A 21,383-nucleotide genomic window follows, 5' to 3' on the forward strand; every position below is an offset into this window, starting at 1 on the left:
TCGGCCCACGTGGGGCGGCCGGCAGCCGGGAGGCGACCATGCTCAGCACCGCCCAGGACCAGCGCGGGGACGAGGTGCGCGTCGTCGTCATCGACGACACCAGCGACATCCGCCTCCTCCTCACCACCGTCCTCACCCGCAGCGGCATGCAGGTCGTCGGCGAGGCCGGCGACGGCCGCGCCGGCGTCGACCTGGTCCGCGCCGAGCGCCCCGACGTCGTCCTGCTCGACCTGGCCATGCCGGTCATGGACGGCGTGGAGGCCCTCCCGCTCATCCGCGCGCTCGTCCCCGACGCCCAGATCATCGTCCTGTCCGCCTTCAACGGCGCGGTCAGCGACCAGGTCCTGCAGTCCGGCGCCGACGGCTACCTGGTCAAGGGCACCCCGCTCAAGAACATCGTGGCCTACGTCGAGGAACGCCTCGCGGGCTGACCCGGCACAATGGCTCAGTGACTGAGCTCGCTCCGGACATCGCCGCGCGGCTGAAGCGGACCGCGGACGGGCTGGTGCCGGCGATCGTGCAGCAGGCCGGCTCGGGCGAGGTGCTGATGCTGGGCTGGATGGACGACGAGGCCCTGGCGCGGACGCTCACGACCGGGCGGGCGACGTACTGGAGCCGCAGCCGCCAGGAGTACTGGGTCAAGGGCGAGACCTCCGGCCACCGCCAGTGGGTCAGGGGCGTGCGGCTCGACTGCGACGGCGACACCCTGCTGGTGACCGTCGACCAGGAGGGCGCGGCCTGCCACACCGGCGACCGGACCTGCTTCGACGCGGACGTCCTGCTCGCCGATGGCTGAGCGCCGCACCTTCGGCCCGGTGGTCCTGGCCGGGCTGGCCGGGGCGGGGCTGGCGGCGGTCGCGGGCAACGAGGCCTGGGCCCGGGCGTCCGGCTGCGACGTGCCCGTGGGCGGGTCCGCGGACTCGCCCGGGACGACCGCGGTGGCGCTGGCCCTGCTGGCGGCGTGGGGCGTGCTGCTCGTCACCCGGGGGCGGGTACGCCGCGCGGTGTCGTTCCTCGTCGCCGTGCTGGCCGTGGGGCTCGCGCCGACGGTGGTGCTGGGGCTGCAGACGGCGCGCGACGCCTTCGACGAGGACCCGACGGCCGGGTGCGGGAGCGTCGGGACCACGGGCTGGTTCTGGGTGGCGGCGGTCGCGGCCGTCCTGGCCCTGGCCGCGGGTGTGGCCGCGGCGGTGCTGACGCCGCGCTGGCCCGAGATGGGCCGGCGCTACGACGCGCCCGCGGACCAGCCGGTCGCGGCGGCCACGCCCCCGGAGGAGCGGGAGAACCTCGACCTCTGGAAGGACATGGACCAGGGCCGCGACCCGACCGCGTGAGCCCCCACTAGACTTCCCCGCATGTCAGCGCACCACGGGAACACCCCGGCCGCCTGGACCGCCGTCGTGTTGGCCCTCCTGGGCTTCACCGTGGGCGGGGTCGGGCTGATGCTCGACCCGGTCAGCTACGTGATCTTCTACGTCGGGGTCGGCATCGTCGTGGCCGCCGGCGTCGTCTTCGTGGTGATGGATCGCCTCGGGATGGGCGACCACTGACCCCACCGGGTCAGCAGGCACAGCGGTGACCACGCTCGACGCCCGACCCGCGCCGGCCCAGGAGACCCGGGCCCGGCGGATGGTCGTGCCGCTGGCCACCATCGGCGGGCTCACCGCCGCGACCGTCGCGCTGCACTTCCGCGACCCGCACACCAGCGGCAGCTGGGGCTTCTGCCCGAGCGCCGCGCTGGGCTTCTGGTGCCCCGGGTGCGGAGGCCTGCGGGCGGTCAACGACCTCACCAACGGCGACGTCGGGGCGGCGCTGTCCAGCAACGTCGTGGTGACCTCGCTGATCCCGGTCGCCGTGGGGCTGCTCGCCCTCTGGGCCTTCACCAGCTGGCGGGGCACGCGGCTGTCGCTGCCGTGGGCGAGGGTGAGGCCCCTCGTGTGGGCGCTGGTCACGGTCCTGGTGATCTTCACCGTGATGCGCAACACCGGCCCAGGGGCCTGGTTGGCGCCCTGAGCCGGTGTCGGTGGCAGGTCAGTTGCTGTTGAACTCGAAGTCGTAGATCCCGTTCCCGGACAGCGCCAGGATCAGGTTGATCACGCTCCACACGACCGCGATCACGCCGAGGACCAGGCCGGCGGTGGCCAGGCCGTTGCCGCCCTGTCCGCGCGCCGGGATCTCCTTCTTGGCCATGTTGGCCAGGATGATCGCCGGGATGCCGGCGATGAAGCCGCAGCACAGCAGGCCGACGATGCCGAGCACCAGCGACCAGATCGCCTTCTTGTTGGTGCCGGCGGGCACGGCGCCGGGCACGGGCGCGCCGTACTGGGGCGGGGGCGGCGGGGGAGGGTTGTCGTAGCTCAACGGGAGCTCCTTCGCAGAGAGGCCGAGTTCGTCTCGGGGACCCTACCGCCGGGGGGCCGCCCTAAACGTGGGTGAGAGACTGGGGGACGCCTGTCCACACCAGAGGAGTCCCGCATGTCCGTGCTCGACGACATCGTCGCCGGCGTGCGCGAGGACCTCGGACCGCGGCGTGCCGCGGTCAGCGAGGCCGACCTCCGGGCGGCGCTGGCCGACGTGGACCCGCCGCGCGACCCCATGCCGGCGTTCCGCGCCGAGGGCTCGAGCGTCATCGCCGAGGTCAAGCGGCGCAGCCCCAGCAAGGGCGACCTCGCCGACATCGCGGACCCGGCCGCCCTGGCCCGGCAGTACGCCGCCGGCGGGGCCGCCGCGATCAGCGTGCTCACCGAGCAGCGCCGCTTCGGGGGCAGCCTCGCCGACCTGCGCGCCGTGCGCGCGGCCGTGGACACCCCGCTGCTGCGCAAGGACTTCGTGGTCGAGCCCTACCAGGTGCTCGAGGCCCGGGCCGCCGGCGCCGACCTGGTCCTGCTCATCGTGGCCGCCCTGGACGACGACGCGCTGAGGAGCCTGCACGACCAGGCCCGCGAGCTGGGGCTGACCGTGCTGGTCGAGGTCCACGACGAGGCCGAGACCGAGCGGGCCGTCGCGCTCGGCGCCGAGCTGGTGGGCGTCAACGCCCGCGACCTCAAGACCCTCGCGGTCGACCAGGACGCCTTCGGCCGGCTCGCTCCGCAGATCCCCGACGACCGGGTCAAGGTGGCCGAGTCGGGCATCTTCGGACCCGTGGACGTCAAGCGCCACGTCGCCGAGGGTGCACGCGCGGTCCTCGTGGGCGAGGCGCTGGTCAAGGACGGCGACCCCGAGGCCGCGGTCCGTGCGATGACAGGAGTGCAGGCGTGAGCACCGACGTGACACCCCCCACGACCACCGGAGACGTGAGCAGCTGGGACGCCGACGAGCAGGGCTGGTTCGGCGACTTCGGGGGCCGGTTCATGCCCGAGGCCCTCGTGGCCGCGCTCGACGAGCTCACCCAGGCCTACCGCGACGCGATGGCCGACCCGACGTTCGTGCACGACTTCGAGACCATCTCGCGCGAGTACGCCGGCACCCCGAGCCTGCTCTACGACGCCTCCCGCCTCACCGAGCGGATCGGCGGCGCGCGGATCCTGCTCAAGCGCGAGGACCTCAACCACACCGGCGCCCACAAGATCCGCAACGTGCTGGGCCAGGCCCTGCTGACCAAGCGGATGGGCAAGAGCCGCGTCATCGCCGAGACCGGCGCCGGTCAGCACGGCGTGGCCAGCGCGACCGCGGCGGCGTACTTCGGGCTCGACTGCACCGTCTACATGGGCGCGGTCGACACCCGCCGCCAGGCCCTCAACGTGGCCCGCATGGAGCTGCTGGGCGCCAAGGTGGTCCCGGTCGAGTCCGGCAGCGCCACACTCAAGGACGCCATCAACGAGGCGCTGCGCGAGTGGGTGGCCAGCGTCGACCACACGGCGTACCTCTTCGGCACCGCCGCCGGCCCGCACCCGTTCCCCAGCATGGTCCGTGACTTCACCCGCGGCATCGGTGACGAGGCCCGGGCCCAGTGCCTCGAGCTGACCGGCCGGCTGCCCGACGCCGTCGCGGCCTGCGTCGGCGGCGGCTCCAACGCGATCGGGCTGTTCACCGCGTTCCTGGGCGACCGGGACGTGCGCATCTACGGCTTCGAGCCCGGCGGCGACGGTGTGGAGACCGGCCGGCACGCCGCCACCATCCACGCCGGCGACTCCGGGGTGCTGCACGGCGCGCGGACCTTCGTGCTGCAGGACGAGGACGGGCAGACCATCGAGTCGCACTCGATCTCGGCCGGCCTCGACTACCCCGGCGTCGGGCCGCAGCACGCCCACCTGGCCAAGAGCGGGCGCGCCGACTACTTGCCGATCACCGACGCCCAGGCCATGGACGCGCTGGCCGTGCTGGCCCGCACCGAGGGGATCATCGCGGCCATCGAGTCCGCGCACGCCCTGGCCGGCGCCTACGACGTGGCCCGCGAGCTCGGCCCGGACGGCCTGGTCATCGTCAACCTCTCCGGTCGCGGCGACAAGGACATGGAGACCGCGCGCGAGTGGTTCGGCCTGGGCCAGAAGACGGTCGAACAGCTGTGAGCACCACCGAGGCCTTCGCGAAGGCCCGCGCCGAGGACCGTGCGGTCCTGCTCGGCTACCTCCCGGCGGGCTTCCCCGACGTGGCCGGCGGCGTCGAGGCGCTCACGGCCATGGTCGAGGCCGGTTGTGACGCCATCGAGGTCGGGTTGCCCTACAGCGACCCGGTGATGGACGGCCCCACCGTGCAGGCCGCCGCCCAGCAGGCCCTGGAGCGCGGCTTCCGGGTCCGCGACGTGTTCACCACCGTGGAGGCGGTCGCCGCGACCGGCGTGCCCACCGTGGTCATGACCTACTGGAACCCCGTCGAGCGCTACGGCGTGGACCGCTTCGCGCGCGACCTCGCCGCCGCCGGGGGATCGGGTCTCATCACCCCCGACCTGACGCCCGACGCCGACCCGCTCTGGCCGGCCGCCGCGGACGCTCACGACCTCGACAAGGTCTACCTCGTCGCGCCGTCCTCGACCGAGGAGCGGATCGCCATGACCACGGCCGCCTGCCGCGGCTTCGTCTACGCCACTGCGGTCATGGGCGTCACCGGCGCCCGGTCGACGACCAGCGACCTGGCCGAGCCGCTGGTGCGGCGCACCAAGCAGGCCACCGACCTGCCGGTCGGCGTCGGGCTGGGGGTCAGCAACGGCGACCAGGCGGCCGAGATCGCGGCGTACGCCGACGCGGTGATCGTCGGCTCGGCCTTCGTGCGCACCCTGCTCGACCACCCCGACGACCGCGCGGCCGGGCTGCGCGCGCTGCGCGACCTCACCGAGGACCTCGCCGCCGGTGTCCGGCGTGGTTAGGAGGGTCCTCGCCCCGGTCCTGCTAGCTCTGCTCCTCCTGCTCGGTGCGTGCGGCGGCGACGACGTCCAGGCCGGCGAGCTGCACGGCAGCGTGCTCGACCCGCCCTTCGACGTGGCCGGCGACGAGCTGCAGACGACCGACGGCACGCCGTACTCCCTGACCAAGGACACCGACAAGCGGCTCACGCTGCTCTTCTTCGGCTACACCCGCTGTGACGACGTGTGCCCGGCGGTGATGGCCAACCTGGCCTCGGCGATGACGCGGCTCAGCGACTCCGACCGCAAGCAGGTCGACGTGGTCTTCGCGACCACCGACCCGGCCTACGACACCCCTCAGGTCATCCGGCAGTACGTCGACCGCTACGACCAGAGCTTCATCGGCGTCACGGGCTCGCTGGAGCAGCTCGAGGACGTCGCGGGCTCGGTCGCGGCCGCGCTGGGGACCAAGCAGCCCGACGGCAGCTACCAGTCCGACGCGCACACCACCCAGGTCACGGGGATCGACAGCGACGACCAGGCCCCGATCTACTGGGGTGCGACCACGTCCTCGGCGCAGTTCGCCCAGGACATCCACACCCTCCTGGGGAAGCCGTGATCCCGCTCTTCATCCCGAGCCCGTCCAACGGCGTCTGGCACCTCGGGCCGGTCCCGATCCGGGGCTACGCCCTGGCCATCATCCTCGGCATCGTCGCCTCGATCTGGATCGGCGAGCGCCGCTGGGCGGCCCGCGGTGGTCGCGCGGGGGAGATCCAGGACCTGGCCGTGTGGGCGGTGCCCTTCGGCCTGGTCGGCGGCCGGCTCTACCACGTGGCCACCGACCACGAGCGCTACTTCGGCGCCGACGGCAACCCGTGGCAGATCCTCTACGTCTGGAAGGGCGGCCTCGGCATCTGGGGCTCGATCTTCCTGGGCGCCGTGGGGGCGATGATCGCCGCCCACCGCCGCGGGATGCGGATCGCGCCGATGGTCGACATCCTCGCCCCCGGCCTGCTGGTCGCCCAGGCGCTGGGCCGCTGGGGCAACTGGTTCAACCAGGAGCTCTTCGGCAAGCCCACCGACCTGCCGTGGGCGCTCGAGATCGATCCGCAGCACCGGCCGCCCGGCTACGAGGACCAGACGACGTTCCACCCGACGTTCCTCTACGAGTGCCTGTGGGACCTCGGCGTCTTCGGCGTGCTCCTGGCCCTCGACCGGCGCTTCAGGATCGGGCACGGCCGGATGCTCGCGCTCTACGTCATGGGCTACACACTCGGCCGCGGCTGGATCGAGATGCTGCGCATCGACACCGTCGAGCTCAGCGACGTGGGCGGGCTGCGCTTCAACGTCTGGACCTCGATCGTGCTGTTCGTCGTCGCGGCGATCTACTTCGTGGTCAGCCTGCGGCTGTGGCCGGGCCGCGAGGAGTCGGTGTACGTCGAGGGGCACGACGGCCGGGGCGACGAGCCCCCCACCGGTGAGCCGGTCGACGTGACCCCGCCGCGCCCGGACGGCGAGACGGTGGAGGGCCGGGCTGTTCACGACCCGGAAACACGTGCGGGTCCGGGTCCCTCTGCTTGATAGGCTCCCGGACGTAGCTCAGGGCCAATGTCGTCCCCTGCACGCAGTTCCTCGGCACAGCAGTGCCACTGCTCGATCCGCATGCACCAGGTGGGCCCCGCCCACCTCACGACGACGGGAGACGAAGGATGCCCTACCAGCACGCCTTCCCCCCGCCCCAGGGGCTCTACGACCCGCGCCACGAGAAGGACGCCTGCGGCGTGGCCTTCGTGGCGACGCTCACCGGCGAGGCCAGCCACGACATCGTGCGCAAGGGCGTCACCGCGCTGCTCAACCTCGACCACCGCGGCGCCGCCGGGGCCGAGCCCAACTCCGGTGACGGCGCCGGCATCCTGCTGCAGGTCCCGGACGCGTTCCTGCGCGCGGTGAGCGCCGAGGCCGGCTTCGAGCTCCCGCCGCCCCGCTCGTACGCCGTCGGCACCGCCTTCCTGCCCGGCGACGAGGAGGAGGTGGCCAAGACCAAGCGCCGGATCGAGGAGATCGCGGCCGAGGAGCACCTCGACGTGCTCGGCTGGCGCGACGTGCCGGTCGACCCGTCCTCGCTGGGCAAGACCGCTCACGCGGTGATGCCGTCGTTCGCCCAGCTCTTCGTCACCGCCTCCGGCCAGCGCCTCACCGGCATGGCCCTCGAGCGGCTGGCCTACTGCCTGCGCCGGCGCTCGGAGAAGGAGACCGACGCCTACTTCCCGTCGCTGTCCTCGCGGACCCTGGTCTACAAGGGGATGCTCACCCCGGCGCAGCTCGACGAGGTCTTCCCCGACCTGCGCGACCAGCGGATGACCTCGGCCCTCGCGGTCGTGCACTCCCGCTTCTCGACCAACACCTTCCCGAGCTGGCCGCTGTCGCACCCGTTCCGGTTCATCGCCCACAACGGCGAGATCAACACCGTGATGGGCAACCGCAACTGGATGCGCGCCCGCGAGGCGCTGCTCGCCTCCGACCTGATCCCGGGCGACCTGGAGCGGCTCTACCCGATCTGCACCCCCGGCGCGTCGGACTCCGCGTCCTTCGACGAGGTCCTCGAGCTGCTCCACATGGGCGGCCGCTCGCTGCCGCACGCCGTGCTGATGATGATCCCGGAGGCCTGGGAGAACCACGGCGAGATGGACGCCGCCCGGCGCGCGTTCTACGAGTTCCACTCCAACCTGATGGAGCCCTGGGACGGCCCGGCCTGCGTCGTGTTCACCGACGGCGACCAGATCGGCGCGGTCCTGGACCGCAACGGCCTGCGCCCGAGCCGCTACTGGGTCACCGACGACGGGCTCGTCGTCCTGGCCTCCGAGGTCGGCGTGCTCGACCTCGACCCCGCCACCGTGGTGCGAAAGGGCCGGCTGCAGCCGGGCCGGATGTTCCTGGTCGACACCTCCGAGCACCGCATCATCGAGGACGACGAGGTCAAGTCCGGGCTCGCCGCGGAGAACCCCTACGAGGAGTGGCTGCACGCCGGCCAGGTGCACCTCAACGACATCCCCGACCGCGAGCACATCGTCCACACCCACGCCTCGGTCACCCGCCGCCAGCAGATCTTCGGCTACACCGAGGAGGAGCTGCGGGTCCTGCTCACGCCGATGGCCAACGTCGGCGCCGAGCCGATCGGCTCGATGGGCACCGACACCCCCATCGCGGCGCTGAGCGACAAGCCGCGGCTGCTGTTCGACTACTTCGCGCAGCTGTTCGCCCAGGTGACCAATCCGCCGCTGGACGCCATCCGCGAGGAGCTGGTCACCTCGCTGCAGGGCTCGATCGGCCCCGAGGCCAACCTGCTCGAGCCGCAGCCGGCCTCCTGCCGCCAGATCGTGCTCCCGTTCCCGGTCTTCTCCAACGACGACCTGGCCAAGATCCGCCACATCAACCGCGACGGCGACATGCCGGGCTTCCAGACCCACGTGGTGCGCGGCCTGTACGACGTCGAGGGCGGCGGCACCGCCCTGGCGGCCCGCATCGACGAGCTGTGCGCCGAGGTCAGCCAGGCCATCGCCGACGGCGCGCGCATCATCGTGCTGTCCGACCGGCACTCGACCCAGGAGCTGGCGCCGATCCCGTCGCTGCTGCTCACCGGCGCGGTCCACCACCACCTGGTCCGCGAGAAGACCCGCACGCAGGTCGGGCTGCTGGTCGAGGCCGGCGACGTCCGCGAGGTGCACCACGTCGCGCTGCTCATCGGGTACGGCGCGGCCGCGGTCAACCCCTACCTCGCCATGGAGTCGGTCGAGGACCTCGCCCGCGAGGCCCACTACGTCAAGGCCGAGCCCGAGGTCGCGGTCAAGAACCTCATCAAGGCGCTCGGCAAGGGCGTGCTCAAGGTGATGTCCAAGATGGGCGTCTCGACCGTCGCCTCCTACACCGGCGCCCAGATCTTCGAGGCGCTCGGGCTGTCCCAGCAGGTCGTGGACCGCTACTTCACCGGCACCACCTCCAAGCTCGGCGGCATCGACCTCGACGTCATCGCCGAGGAGGTCGCCCGACGCCACCGCACGGCGTACCCCCGCGGCGGGATCGCGCCGTCGCACCGCGAGCTGTCCATCGGCGGGGAGTACCAGTGGCGCCGCGAGGGCGAGCCGCACCTGTTCGACCCCGAGACCGTCTTCCGGCTCCAGCACTCCACGCGCACCGGTCGCTACGACGTGTTCAAGCAGTACACCTCGCGGGTCGACGAGCAGGCCCAGCGGCTGATGACGCTGCGCGGGCTGTTCAAGTTCAAGGGCGCGGAGGTCACCGGGCGCGACCCGGTCCCGCTGGACGAGGTCGAGCCGGTCTCGGACATCGTCAAGCGCTTCTCCACCGGCGCGATGTCCTACGGCTCCATCTCCAAGGAGGCGCACGAGACCCTCGCCATCGCCATGAACCGGCTGGGCGCGAAGTCCAACACCGGTGAGGGCGGCGAGGACGCCGACCGGCTCCTCGACCCCGAGCGGCGCTCGGCGATCAAGCAGGTCGCCTCCGGCCGCTTCGGCGTGACGTCGGAGTACCTCACGCACGCCGACGACATCCAGATCAAGATGGCCCAGGGCGCCAAGCCTGGCGAGGGCGGCCAGCTGCCCGGCCACAAGGTCTACCCGTGGGTAGCCCGGACCCGGCACTCCACGCCGGGCGTCGGCCTGATCAGCCCGCCGCCGCACCACGACATCTACTCCATCGAGGACCTGGCGCAGCTGATCCACGACCTCAAGAACGCCAACCCGTCGGCCCGCGTGCACGTCAAGCTGGTGGCCGAGGTCGGCGTGGGCACGGTGGCCACGGGCGTGTCCAAGGCGCACGCCGACGTGGTGCTCATCTCGGGCCACGACGGCGGCACCGGCGCCTCGCCGCTCACCTCGCTGAAGCACGCCGGCGGTCCCTGGGAGCTCGGCCTGGCCGAGACCCAGCAGACCCTGCTGCTCAACGGGCTGCGCGACCGGATCGTGGTGCAGACCGACGGCCAGCTCAAGACCGGCCGCGACGTGGTCGTGGCCGCGCTGCTCGGCGCCGAGGAGTACGGCTTCGCCACCGCCCCGCTCGTGGTCTCGGGCTGCATCATGATGCGGGTCTGCCACCTCGACACCTGCCCGGTGGGCGTCGCCACGCAGAACCCCGTCCTGCGCGAGCGGTACGCCGGCCAGGCGGAGTACGTCGTCAACTTCTTCGAGTTCATCGCCGAGGAGGTGCGCGAGCTGCTGGCCGAGCTCGGCTTCCGCTCGCTCGACGAGGCCATCGGCCAGGTGTCCGCGCTGGACATGGTCGACGCGGTGAACCACTGGAAGGCCGCAGGCCTCGACCTCTCGCCGATCCTGCACGAGCCGGACCTCTCGGCGTTCCCCGGCCAGGACGTGCGCCAGACCAAGAAGCAGGACCACGGCCTGGAGAAGTCCCTCGACGTCACCGAGCTGGTGCCGCTGTGCCGGCCGGCGATCGAGCGGGGCGAGCCGGTGCGGGCGCAGGTCGCGATCCGCAACGTCAACCGCACCGTCGGCACGATCCTGGGCCACGAGGTGACCAAGGCCCACGGCGGCGAGGGGCTCCCCGAGGGCACCATCGACCTGACCTTCCTGGGCTCAGCCGGGCAGTCCTTCGGCGCGTTCGTGCCGCGCGGCATCACGCTGCGGCTCGAGGGCGACGCCAACGACTACGTCGGCAAGGGGCTGTCCGGCGGTCGGATCGTCGTGCGTCCCGACCGGGCCGCGACGTTCCGGGCCGACGAGCAGATCATCGCCGGCAACGTCATCGCCTACGGCGCCACCTCGGGTCGCATCCACATCCGCGGTGGGGTGGGGGAGCGGTTCGCCGTCCGCAACTCCGGCGCGTGGGCCGTCACCGAGGGCGTCGGCGACCACGCGTGCGAGTACATGACCGGCGGCCGCGTGGTCGTGCTCGGCAAGACCGGTCGCAACTTCGGCGCCGGCATGTCCGGCGGCGTGGCCTGGGTGCTCGACCTCAAGGAGCACCGCGTGAACAAGGAGCTCGTCGAGCTCGGCCCGGTCGAGGGCGAGGCCGCGCTCGAGCTCGAGCAGCTCGTCCGCGACCACGCCGAGGAGACCGGCTCCGAGGTGGCCGAGGCGCTGCTGGCCGACTGGCCCGCCGCGCTGTCGCGCTTCACCGAGGTCATGCCCACCGACTACCGCACGGTGCTCGAGGCCAAGGCCAAGGCCGAGGCCGAGGGCAAGTCCGAGGGCGAGGTCGCGACCGCGATGATGGAGGCCCTCCATGGGTGATCGCTGCACGATGAGGGAGGGCTGTGCCTGATGGCTGACCCCAAGGGCTTCTTGAAGTACGACCGCGAGGTCGCGCAGCGCCGCCCGGTCGAGGAGCGCGTGCAGGACTGGGCCGAGGTCTACCCCGACGGGGTCGGGCGCGCGCTGCTGCCGATCATCTCCACCCAGGCCGGGCGCTGCATGGACTGCGGCATCCCGTTCTGCCACCAGGGCTGCCCGCTCGGCAACATCATCCCCGAGTGGAACGACCTGGTCTGGCGCGACGACTGGGAAGGTGCGATCGAGCGCCTGCACGCCACCAACAACTTCCCGGAGTTCACCGGCCGGCTGTGCCCGGCGCCGTGCGAGACCGCCTGTGTGCTCGGCATCAACCAGGACCCGGTGACGATCAAGAACGTCGAGGTCTCGATCATCGACCGCGCCTGGGAGAGCGGCTACGTCCGCCCCCAGCCGCCCGAGTGGCTCTCGGGCCGCACGGTCGCGGTGGTCGGCTCCGGCCCCGCCGGCCTGGCCGCCGCCCAGCAGCTGACCCGGGCCGGTCACACCGTCGCGGTCTACGAGCGCTCCGACAAGATCGGCGGGCTGCTGCGCTACGGCATCCCCGAGTTCAAGATGGAGAAGAAGCACCTCGACCGGCGCCTGGACCAGATGCGCCGCGAGGGCACGGTCTTCCGCGCCGGCGTCGACGTCGGCTCCGAGCTGACCGCCGACTCCCTGCGCGACCGCTACGACGCCGTCGTGCTCGCCGTCGGCGCCACCGCCCCGCGCGACCTCTCGATCCCCGGCCGTGACCTGGACGGCATCCACCAGGCCATGGACTACCTCCCGCAGTCCAACCGCACCGCCCTGGGCGAGGAGGTGGAGGGGCAGGTCCTGGCCACCGACAAGGACGTCGTCATCATCGGCGGCGGCGACACCGGCGCCGACTGCCTCGGCACCGCCACCCGCCAGGGCGCCCGCTCCGTCACCCAGCTCGAGATCATGCCCGAGCCCCCGGACCAGCGGCCCGCCGGACAGCCGTGGCCGACGTACCCCATGACCTTCCGGGTCTCCTCGGCCCACGAGGAGGCCGGCGACCGCGTCTACTCGGTCTCGACCCAGGAGTTCCTCGGCGACGAGGACGGGCACGTCTCCGCACTGCGGCTGGTCGAGGTCCGCTTCGAGAACGGCCGGTTCGAGGAGGTCGAGGGCTCCGAGCGCGAGATCCCCGCCCAGCTGGTGCTCTTCGCGATGGGCTTCGTCGGCCCCGAGCAGCCCGGGTTGGTCGAGCAGCTCGGCGTCGACCTCGACGAGCGCGGCAACATCGTGCGCGACACGGCGTACATGACCTCGGTCAGCGGCGTCTTCGTCGCCGGCGACGCCGGCCGCGGCCAGAGCCTCATCGTCTGGGCCATCGCCGAGGGCCGCGCCGCGGCCTCCGCCGTGGACGAGTACCTCACCGGCTCGACCACGCTGCCCTACCCGATCAAGCCGACCGAGCGCCCGCTGGTCGTCTGAGCACGCGCGGACCCCGTCCGCGCCATTGATCAGACTCGGGAGCAATTCGCCCCTGATCGAGCCGCATTCTGCCTGTTTGATCGATCCAAAGCCCACTACCCTTGGGCCGCGTGAGAAGAGCGAAGATCGTCTGCACGCTGGGGCCCGCGGTGGCGGGGGAGCGGCGGATCAAGGAGCTGGTGTACGCCGGCATGGACGTGGCCCGGCTGAACATGAGCCACGGCAGCCACGAGGACCACGCGGAGAACTACCGGCTGGTCCGCCAGGCCTCCGACACGAGCGGCCACGGCGTGGCCATCGTGGCCGACCTGCAGGGGCCGAAGATCCGCCTGGAGAAGTTCTCCGGCGGTCCGGTCGAGCTGCGGCGCGGCCAGGTGTGGACGATCACCACGCGTGACGTCGACGGCGACGGCGAGATCGCCGGTACGACGTACAAGGGGCTCGCGGGCGACGTGGCCAAGGGCGACCCGATCCTCATCGACGACGGCAAGGTCCGGCTCCGGGTCACCGACGTGGTCGACGGCACCGACGTGGTCACCGAGGTGCTGGTCGGCGGCAAGGTCAGCAACCACAAGGGCATCAACCTGCCCGGTGTCGCCGTGTCCGTGCCGGCATTGTCGGACAAGGACATCGAGGACCTGCGCTTCGCGCTGCACCTGACCGTCGACTTCATCGCGCTGAGCTTCGTGCGCAGCGCGGCGGACGTCGAGGACGTGCGCCGGGTGATGGAGGAGGAGGGGATCCACATCCCCGTCATCGCCAAGATCGAGAAGCCGCAGGCCATCGAGAAGCTCGACGAGATCATCGCGGCCTTCGACGGCTTCATGGTCGCCCGCGGCGACCTCGGCGTGGAGTGCGCGATGGAGGAGGTGCCCTTCCTGCAGAAGACGATCATCGACAAGGCCCGCCTCAACGCCAAGCCCGTCATCGTGGCCACCCAGATGCTCGAGTCGATGATCGGCAACCCGACCCCGACGCGCGCCGAGGCCTCCGACGTCGCCAACGCCATCCTCGACGGCGCCGACGCCGTGATGCTCTCCGGCGAGACCAGCGTGGGGGAGTACCCCATCCACACCGTCGAGACCATGGCCCGCATCGTCCAGGCCACCGAGCGCCACGCCCTCGAGCAGCGCGAGGTCGGCACCCTGCGCGCCCTGCAGTGGGACCCGCACACCAAGAGCGGCGTCATCACCAAGGCCGCCGGCGAGGTCGCCGAGCGCATCGACGCCAAGTACGTCGTCGCGTTCACCCAGTCCGGCGACTCGGCCCGCCGCATGGCCCGCCTGCGCAGCCCGATCCCCGTCCTGGCCTTCACCCCCGACGGCCGGACCCGCTCCCAACTGGCGCTGACCTGGGGCGTCGAGACCTTCAAGACCGCCGAGGTCGAGCACACCGACGAGATGGTGCGCCAGGTCGACGAGCAGCTGCTCGACATCGGCCGCGTCGAGGAGGGCGACCTGGTCGTCATCGTCGCCGGCGCGCCCCCCGGCATTCCCGGCTCGACCAACGCGCTGCGCGTGCACCGCATGGGCGACGCCATCCACGAGGTGGCCCCGGCCTACCGCCGCCCGGAGCCGCCCAAGGCCTAGGCGGCCGACGGGCCGGTGGCGGGTGGTGCCCCGAGTGGGATTCGAACCCACACTGGATGAGGTTTGAGCTCATTGACTCTGCCGGTTGGTCTATCGGGGCGCAACCGCCGACCGAGGTTACCGGAGTGCGGTCGGTCACCCGCCCTTGGCAGAAGTCGACCAATTCACTACAGTTTGGCGCATGCTCTCGGGACGCACGGTGTGGCGCTGGGCGGTGGCCAGCCACGAGCAGGCGCTCGCCAACGCGCGCGGGGCCGCGACCGCGTGTGCCCGCGCCCGGGTCGAGCGCGCCGAGGTCGAGCAGTTCCTGCTGGCGCGCGCACAGGGTGTCGAGGTGTCCGCCGCTCAGCCGCCGGTCGGGGAGGCGCTCGGATCCCGTTAGCCTGTGGCGCGTGACGCAGCAGGCGGGGGAGGGCAGGGCGCGGACGGTCGTGGTGGCCGAGGACGAGGTCCTCATCCGCATGGACCTGGCCGAGATGCTCACCGACGAGGGCTACGACGTCGTGGGCCAGGCCGGCGACGGGGCCACGGCGGTCGAGCTGGCCGAGCAGCACCGCCCGGACCTGGTCATCCTCGACGTGAAGATGCCGGTCCTGGACGGCATCGCGGCGGCCGAGCAGATCGCGGCGCAGCGGATCGCGCCGGTGGTGATCCTGACGGCGTTCAGCCAGCGCGACCTGGTCGAGCGGGCGCGCGACGCCGGCGCGATGGCCTACCTGGTCAAGCCGTTCACCCAGGCCGACCTGGTGCCCGCGATCGAGATGGCGCTGAGCCGGTTCGCGGAGCTGGGCCAGCTCGAGCAGGAGGTCAAGGACCTCACCGAGCGGCTCGAGACGCGCAAGGCGGTCGAGCGGGCCAAGAGCCTGCTCATGGAGCAGCTGAGCCTGTCCGAGCCCGAGGCGTTCCGCTGGATCCAGAAGACCGCGATGGACCTGCGCCTCTCGATGCGCCAGGTCGCCGACGGCGTCGTGGAGCACGGCCCGGGGCTCGCCCAACGCTGACCGAGCACCGACCCGCGAGACGCGCGGCAGGGCCAGCGGGCCCCCCCGGTGTGTGACGCCCGGGTCACGGTCTGGTCAACTACGCCGACCCGCATCGCTGGGGTGGCGCGATTCGACGTGCCCACCCCTAGACTGCCGGGCAGCATCCAGCCGGGTGCGATGGGGAGGAGGACCCATTTTGTTGGACCGAACGAGCCTGCTCGAGCGAGGTCTGCTCGCTCGAGCCGTCGCCGTCCTCGGCCTGTTCATGCTGGTGGCCCCGCTCCTCCTGCTGTTCTCCAGCAGGTCCGCGCACGCCCTCGAGCTCTGCCTGCCGAAGGCGGACGAGAGCGCGTGCATCGCGGGCACCATGGGCAGCCGCACGGACCCGATCGCCGACGTCGACGTCATCCTGACCAAGCCCGACGGCTCCAGCGAGACCCAGACCACCGCCGAGGACGGCAAGTTCAGCTTCACCGTCACCGAGCCGGGTGACTACCTCGTCGGCGTCGACCCGGACACCCTGCCGAAGGGCTCGGAGCTCCGGCCGCCGGCCAACACCGCGCTCGAGGGCCCCGACGGGGCGCTCAAGGTCAACGGGGTCACCCTCGGAAAGTCGTACGCCGCCACCCTGACGGTCCGCGCGGCCGGCTTCGACGACTCGACCAGCAAGCTCGACGAGTTCCTCCAGTCGGCGGTCAACGGCATCCGCCTCGGCCTGCTGCTCGCCCTGGCCAGCATCGGGCTGAGCCTGATCTACGGCACGACCGGCCTGTCCAACTTCGCCCACGCCGAGCAGGTGACGCTCGGCGGCATGGTCGGCTACGGCCTGGTCAACGTGGCCGGGCTGCCGCTGCTGATCGGTGGCATCGGGGTGGTGCTGATCTGCGCGGCCTCGGGCTACGCCCAGGACCGGGTGATCTGGCAACCGCTGCGCCGCCGCGGGCTGGGGCTGACCCAGCTGATGATCGTGACCATCGGGCTCTCGCTGGCCATGCAGTACGCCTTCCAGTTCTTCGTCGGCGCCGCCACCAAGCGCGTGGTGGTCGACAACGCCACGGTGCGCACCTTCGGCCCGGTCCTCATCACCGACCGGTCCCTGGCCGCGATGGGCATCTCGATCGTGGTCCTGCTCGCCGTGGGCTACGGCCTGCTGCGGACCCGGATCGGTCGCGCGACCCGCGCGGTCTCCGACAACCCGGCGCTGGCGCAGGCCTCCGGCATCGACACCGACAAGGTGATCCGCCTGGTCTGGACGCTCGCGATGGGGCTCGCGGGCCTCTCCGGCATCCTCTACGCGCTGGTCGTCAACGGCATCAAGTGGGACACCGGCCTGCAGATCCTGCTGCTGCTGTTCGCCTCGGTCACCCTCGGCGGTCTCGGCACGGCGTTCGGCGCCCTGCTGGGCTCGCTGGTGATCGGCCTGGTGGTGGAGCTGTCGCCGCTGGTGATCCCCGGCGACTTCAAGTACGCCGCCGCACTGCTCATCCTCATCCTGCTCCTGCTGGTGCGACCGCAAGGTCTGCTCGGCCGGGCCCAGCGGGTCGGGTAGAAGGGACCAAGCGATGGAAGACATCCAGGGCATCCTCAACGCGATGATGCGGGTCGCGGTCGACCCGCAGACGGCCGCGGTCGCGATCGCGGTCATCGGCCTCAACATCCACTTCGGCTACACCGGCCTGCTCAACATCGGCCAGTCCGCCTTCATGCTGCTCGGCGCCTACGGGTTCGCGATCTCGATCACCCACGACATCCCCATGTTCTTCGCGGTGATCATCGGCCTGCTGGTCGCGTTCGTGTTCGCGCTCGTGCTCGGCGTACCGACGCTGAAGCTCAGAGGCGACTACCTCGCCATCGTGACGATCTCCGCCGCGGAGATCGTGCGGTACGTCGGCAGATCCGTCGGTGTGGAGTGGCTGTTCAACCTCACCGGCGGTGCCCAGGGCATCCCCGGCAGTCAGTACCGCGACCCGTTCACCAGCCTGTCGCCGATCAAGAACGGCGACACCACGCTGCTGCCGTTCAACTACCACGACGTGGGCGGCGGCTCGACCCTCGTGCGCGTCATCGGCTGGCTGCTGGTCATCGCGGTCGTCTGGTTCATGGTGCGCGTGGCCCGTGGCAAGGCCGGTCTCACCGGCGGCGCCCGGACCGGCGCCCTGGTCGGGCTGAGCGTGCTCGTGCTGCTGCTGGCGCTGTTCCTCGCGCCGGTCAACGCGCGCAACACCGGTGTGGACGGCTGGTGGTTCACGCTCGTGGCGTGGGTGCTCGTCGCCGTGGCCACCCTGCTGGTGCTCGGGCTGACCAGGAGCCCGTGGGGCCGCGCGCTCAAGGGGGTGCGCGAGGACGAGGACGCGATGCGCAGCCTCGGCAAGAACGTCTTCGCCATCAAGATGCAGGCGCTGGTCATCGGCGGCCTGTTCGGTGCCCTCGGCGGCATGATCTACGTGCTGCCGGCCACCGTGCAGCCCGACGCCCTGGGCCGCAACATCACGTTCTTCGCCTACACCGCGCTGCTGCTCGGCGGGGCCGCAACGATCTGGGGGCCGGTGCTCGGCTCGCTGATCTTCTTCTCCGGCCGCATCGGCATCATCGCGATCGCCAACACCTACCTGTCCTCGGACAAGTACCTCAACGTCATGAACGGCCAGCAGACCAGCCAGTTCGCCTTCATCGTCGTCGGCGTGGCCCTGATGCTCCTCGTGATCTTCAGACCACAAGGCATCCTGGGGGACAAGAGGGAGCTGAGGTTCAATGTCTGAGTCACTTGCACCGACCACCACCACCGCCGCACGTGGCGGCATGGCCGACCCCGCCGAGCGCCAGCGCCTGATGTCCGGCGTCGACGAGGAGCCCGGGTCGGCCAAGCCGGACGCGATCCTCAAGGTCGACAACATCGTGCGCCAGTTCGGCGGCATCACCGCCGTCGACGTCGGTCACCTCGAGGTCCAGCGCGGCCTGATCACCGCGCTGATCGGCCCCAACGGTGCCGGCAAGACGACGTTCTTCAACCTCATCACCGGCTTCGACCGGCCCACCACCGCCGGCAAGGGCGCGCACTGGAGCTTCGACGGGGCGACGCTCGACCGCACGTCGGCGTCGCGCGTGGCGAAGTCCGGCATGGTGCGCACCTTCCAGCTCACCAAGGCGCTGAGCCGGATGACGGTGATGGACAACATGATGCTCGGCGCGCAGAACCAGGAGGGCGAGAAGCTCGCCAAGTCGCTGTTCCGACCGTTCTGGGGCAACCAGGAGAAGCAGGTCGAGGAGAAGGCGGTCTCGCTGCTCGAGCGGTTCAAGCTGCTGGAGAAGCGCACCGACTACGCCGGCTCGCTGTCCGGTGGTCAGCGCAAGCTGCTCGAGATGGCCCGGGCCCTGATGAGCGACCCGAAGATGATCATGCTCGACGAGCCGATGGCCGGCGTGAACCCCGCGCTCACCCAGTCCCTGCTCGGCCACATCCAGTCCCTGCGCGACGAGGGCACCACCGTGCTGTTCGTCGAGCACGACATGCACGTCGTGCGCCACATCTCCGACTGGGTCGTGGTCATGGCCGAGGGCCGGATCGTGGCCGAGGGCCCCGCGGACACGGTGATGTCCAACCAGGCCGTCATCGACGCCTACCTGGGCGCCCACCACGACACCGACCTCGGCAGCGACGAGGTGCTCTCGGAGGAGTCGCTCACCCAGATCGAGCAGGAGGTCGCCGCCGAGCAGGCGCACCGCGAGGAGGAGCACCGGTCATGACCACCGCCACCGCCACCGAGCCCCGGCAGGGCACCGCGGTCATCGAGGCCACCGACGTCGTCGCGGGCTACCTGCCCGGCGTGAACATCCTCAACGGCTGCTCGCTGGTCGCCTACCCCGGCGAGATGATCGGCATCATCGGCCCCAACGGCGCGGGCAAGTCCACGCTGCTCAAGGCCATGTTCGGGCTGGTCAAGATCCGCTCGGGCAACGTGCACCTGGGTGACCAGGACATCACCAACCTGCGCACCAACCGGCTGGTCGAGATGGGCGTCGGCTTCGTCCCGCAGAACAACAACGTGTTCCCCTCGCTCACCATCGAGGAGAACCTCCAGATGGGGCTGTTCCTGCGCCCCAAGAAGGTCCGCCAGCGGCTCGAGGCGATGTGGGACCTGTTCCCCAACCTCCACGAGCGGCGTACCCGTTCGGCGGGCGCGCTGTCCGGCGGTGAGCGCCAGTCGCTGGCCATGGCCCGCGCGCTGATGATGGAGCCTTCGGTGCTCCTGCTCGACGAGCCCTCGGCCGGCCTCTCGCCGGTGCGCCAGGACGAGACCTTCATCCGCACCCGCCAGATCAACAAGACCGGCGTCTGCGTGGTCATGGTCGAGCAGAACGCCCGCCGCTGCCTGCAGATCTGCGACCGCGGCTACGTCCTCGACCAGGGTCGCGACGCCTACACGGGCACCGGCCACGAGCTGGCCAAGGACCCCAAGGTCATCGAGCTCTACCTCGGCACCCTGGCCGAGGACGTCGAGGCCGAGCGCACCGACGTCACACCGGAGCAGTAGCCGGCTCGGGCGCCGGATCCCGGCGCTCGAGCCGTCGCACGTCGCGCGACGTCGTCGCGACCAGCACGCTGCCCAGGATCACCGCGCCCACGACGGTGAGCCAGACCCGCGCGCCCACCAGCGCGGCCAGCGGGCCGGTCAGCACCAGGCCGACCGGGCGCGCGATGAACGAGCCGATCATGTCGAAGGAGTAGACGCGCGCCAGCTTGTCCGGCGCGACGTTCTCCTGGATCGACAGGTCCCAGCCGACGCTGAAGATCTCCAGGCCGAACCCGTGCAGCCACGCCCCGAGCAGCACCAGGGCCAGCGAGTCCGACCAGGCCATGGCCAGCGGGAACGCCGCGGTGAGGGCCAGGAACCAGGTGCCGACGTACAGCGCCCGCCGCGGTCGCCAGCGCAGCGTCACCAGCCCGCCGACCACGAAGCCGACCATCATCGCCGAGAGCGCCCACCCCCACGCCGCCCGGCCGAGCTCGTCGCCGACCACGATCGGCCCGAGCACGCTCTGCGCGCCGCCGTAGAACAGGTGGTAGAGCAGCGCCTGCAGGATCAGCAGCCACAGCCACGTGTGCCGCAGGACCTCGCGCAGCCCCTCGCCGACCTCGCGCCACAGCCCGGCCCGCTGCTCGGCGCGCGGTGCGTCCTCGACCCGGATCCGGCTGAACAGCGCCGCCGCCACCGCGAACGTCGCCGCGTCGATCGCCAGCGCCCACCCGCTCCCGAAGGCCACCACGAGCACCCCGGCCAGCCCCGTCCCCACGATGAGGCTGGCGTTCTGCGCGATCCGCCGCCACGAGATCGCCTGCTGCAGCGACGCCTCCGGCACGGTCTGCCGGGTGAGCGCCGACGAGCTCGGCCCGGCCAGCGCGCTCAGCACGCCGTTCAGCACGCCCAGTCCCGCCAGCAGCGGGATGCTCGACCATCCGCCGACCAGCGACCACGCCACCACGCCCTGCACCACCGCGGCGGCCAGCGACGAGCCCTGGAGCATCACGGTGCGGGGGAGTCGGTCGCCCAGCACGCCCCCGAACAGCACCGCCCCCACGTCGGCCAACGCGTAGAGCCCCACCACGAGACCCAGCTCCGTCGCCCCGCCCCCGAGGTCCAGCACCGCGAAGGCCAGCGCCACCGGCGCGATCCCGTTGCCCAGCAGGTTCACCGTCGCGCCCGACACCAGCCACCGGAACGCCGGGTGGCGCAGCGGGTGCGAGGACATGCGCGCAGGCTAGTTCGCT

At 71.6% G+C, this 21,383-nt stretch carries 21 protein-coding genes and 1 tRNA gene; 19 read left to right on the forward strand and 3 right to left on the reverse strand.

Annotation, left to right across the window (positions count from 1 at the left end; genetic code table 11):
* The first annotated feature begins 38 nt into the window (after positions 1-38).
* The 5 genes from G5V58_RS07340 to G5V58_RS07360 are packed head-to-tail and all read left to right on the forward strand — an operon-like array spanning position 39 to position 2,013.
* A complete protein-coding gene (locus G5V58_RS07340) occupies positions 39-431 on the forward strand; it encodes a response regulator (protein ID WP_165230482.1) in 393 nt (130 codons plus the stop codon).
* A gap of 17 nt (positions 432-448) precedes the next feature.
* Positions 449-796 (forward strand): phosphoribosyl-AMP cyclohydrolase, encoded by a 348-nt coding sequence (gene hisI / locus G5V58_RS07345; protein WP_165230485.1) that lies wholly within the window; start codon positions 449-451, stop codon positions 794-796.
* Entirely contained in the window at positions 789-1,334 is a 546-nt protein-coding gene (locus tag G5V58_RS07350; RefSeq protein ID WP_165230488.1) for a Trp biosynthesis-associated membrane protein, read from the forward strand. Before hisI ends, G5V58_RS07350 begins: the two co-directional genes overlap by 8 nt.
* Before the next feature lie 21 nt (positions 1,335-1,355).
* Positions 1,356-1,550, forward strand: a complete 195-nt coding sequence (locus tag G5V58_RS07355; protein ID WP_165230491.1) for an HGxxPAAW family protein — start codon at positions 1,356-1,358, stop codon at positions 1,548-1,550.
* A gap of 25 nt (positions 1,551-1,575) precedes the next feature.
* Positions 1,576-2,013 (forward strand): DUF2752 domain-containing protein, encoded by a 438-nt coding sequence (locus tag G5V58_RS07360; RefSeq protein ID WP_165230494.1) that lies wholly within the window; start codon positions 1,576-1,578, stop codon positions 2,011-2,013.
* A gap of 18 nt (positions 2,014-2,031) precedes the next feature.
* Here the strand turns inward: G5V58_RS07360 and G5V58_RS07365 are convergent, their stop codons facing one another.
* Positions 2,032-2,361 (reverse strand): DUF4190 domain-containing protein, encoded by a 330-nt coding sequence (locus G5V58_RS07365; RefSeq protein WP_165230497.1) that lies wholly within the window; start codon positions 2,359-2,361, stop codon positions 2,032-2,034.
* 114 nt (positions 2,362-2,475) lie between these two features.
* Here G5V58_RS07365 and trpC point away from each other — a divergent pair, with 114 nt between their 5' ends.
* From trpC to pyk, 8 genes are all read left to right on the forward strand, one after another.
* The gene (trpC, locus tag G5V58_RS07370; RefSeq protein WP_165230500.1) at positions 2,476-3,258 is read left to right on the forward strand and encodes an indole-3-glycerol phosphate synthase TrpC; all 783 of its coding nucleotides are present in this window, start codon (positions 2,476-2,478) and stop codon (positions 3,256-3,258) included.
* A gap of 92 nt (positions 3,259-3,350) precedes the next feature.
* Positions 3,351-4,508: a tryptophan synthase subunit beta gene (gene trpB, locus G5V58_RS07375; RefSeq protein WP_230487335.1), complete on the forward strand. Its 1,158-nt coding sequence runs from the start codon at positions 3,351-3,353 to the stop codon at positions 4,506-4,508.
* Positions 4,505-5,302 (forward strand): tryptophan synthase subunit alpha, encoded by a 798-nt coding sequence (gene trpA / locus G5V58_RS07380; RefSeq protein WP_165230503.1) that lies wholly within the window; start codon positions 4,505-4,507, stop codon positions 5,300-5,302. Before trpB ends, trpA begins: the two co-directional genes overlap by 4 nt.
* On the forward strand, positions 5,295-5,897 hold the full coding sequence (locus tag G5V58_RS07385; protein ID WP_165230506.1) for an SCO family protein: 603 nt from the start codon (positions 5,295-5,297) through the stop codon (positions 5,895-5,897). Before trpA ends, G5V58_RS07385 begins: the two co-directional genes overlap by 8 nt.
* Complete coding sequence (gene lgt, locus G5V58_RS07390; protein WP_165230509.1) at positions 5,894-6,859, forward strand: prolipoprotein diacylglyceryl transferase; 966 nt, start codon at positions 5,894-5,896, stop codon at positions 6,857-6,859. The genes G5V58_RS07385 and lgt overlap by 4 nt, the downstream gene beginning before the upstream one ends.
* A 128-nt stretch (positions 6,860-6,987) precedes the next feature.
* Entirely contained in the window at positions 6,988-11,547 is a 4,560-nt protein-coding gene (gene gltB, locus G5V58_RS07395) for a glutamate synthase large subunit (protein ID WP_165230512.1), read from the forward strand.
* 30 nt (positions 11,548-11,577) lie between these two features.
* A complete protein-coding gene (locus G5V58_RS07400) occupies positions 11,578-13,044 on the forward strand; it encodes a glutamate synthase subunit beta (protein ID WP_165230515.1) in 1,467 nt (488 codons plus the stop codon).
* A gap of 110 nt (positions 13,045-13,154) precedes the next feature.
* Positions 13,155-14,633 carry a pyruvate kinase gene (pyk, locus tag G5V58_RS07405; RefSeq protein WP_165230518.1) on the forward strand — a complete coding sequence of 493 codons (1,479 nt, stop codon included), beginning with the start codon at positions 13,155-13,157 and terminating at the stop codon, positions 14,631-14,633.
* Positions 14,634-14,656: 23 nt separating this feature from the next.
* Here the strand turns inward: pyk and G5V58_RS07410 are convergent.
* Positions 14,657-14,733 (reverse strand) — tRNA-Leu (locus G5V58_RS07410).
* An 81-nt stretch (positions 14,734-14,814) separates the two neighbouring features.
* Here G5V58_RS07410 and G5V58_RS07415 point away from each other — a divergent pair.
* The 6 genes from G5V58_RS07415 to G5V58_RS07440 all read left to right on the forward strand — a co-directional run bounded on the left by G5V58_RS07415 (position 14,815) and on the right by G5V58_RS07440 (position 20,148).
* Positions 14,815-15,015 carry a hypothetical protein gene (locus tag G5V58_RS07415; protein WP_165230521.1) on the forward strand — a complete coding sequence of 67 codons (201 nt, stop codon included), beginning with the start codon at positions 14,815-14,817 and terminating at the stop codon, positions 15,013-15,015.
* Positions 15,016-15,094: 79 nt separating this feature from the next.
* Positions 15,095-15,634, forward strand: a complete 540-nt coding sequence (locus G5V58_RS07420; protein WP_165238759.1) for an ANTAR domain-containing response regulator — start codon at positions 15,095-15,097, stop codon at positions 15,632-15,634.
* 181 nt (positions 15,635-15,815) lie between these two features.
* Positions 15,816-17,165: an ABC transporter permease subunit gene (locus tag G5V58_RS07425; protein ID WP_230487154.1), complete on the forward strand. Its 1,350-nt coding sequence runs from the start codon at positions 15,816-15,818 to the stop codon at positions 17,163-17,165.
* Between the two features lie 13 nt (positions 17,166-17,178).
* Complete coding sequence (locus G5V58_RS07430; protein WP_165230524.1) at positions 17,179-18,375, forward strand: branched-chain amino acid ABC transporter permease; 1,197 nt, start codon at positions 17,179-17,181, stop codon at positions 18,373-18,375.
* Entirely contained in the window at positions 18,368-19,360 is a 993-nt protein-coding gene (locus G5V58_RS07435) for an ABC transporter ATP-binding protein (RefSeq protein WP_165230528.1), read from the forward strand. The genes G5V58_RS07430 and G5V58_RS07435 overlap by 8 nt, the downstream gene beginning before the upstream one ends.
* Positions 19,357-20,148, forward strand: a complete 792-nt coding sequence (locus G5V58_RS07440) for an ABC transporter ATP-binding protein (protein ID WP_165230531.1) — start codon at positions 19,357-19,359, stop codon at positions 20,146-20,148. The genes G5V58_RS07435 and G5V58_RS07440 overlap by 4 nt, the downstream gene beginning before the upstream one ends.
* Here the strand turns inward: G5V58_RS07440 and G5V58_RS07445 are convergent.
* Positions 20,132-21,364 carry an MFS transporter gene (locus G5V58_RS07445; protein ID WP_165230534.1) on the reverse strand — a complete coding sequence of 411 codons (1,233 nt, stop codon included), beginning with the start codon at positions 21,362-21,364 and terminating at the stop codon, positions 20,132-20,134. The genes G5V58_RS07440 and G5V58_RS07445 overlap by 17 nt on opposite strands.
* Positions 21,365-21,383: the final 19 nt, after the last annotated feature.

Source organism: Nocardioides anomalus, from assembly GCF_011046535.1.
GTDB lineage: Bacteria > Actinomycetota > Actinomycetes > Propionibacteriales > Nocardioidaceae > Nocardioides > Nocardioides anomalus.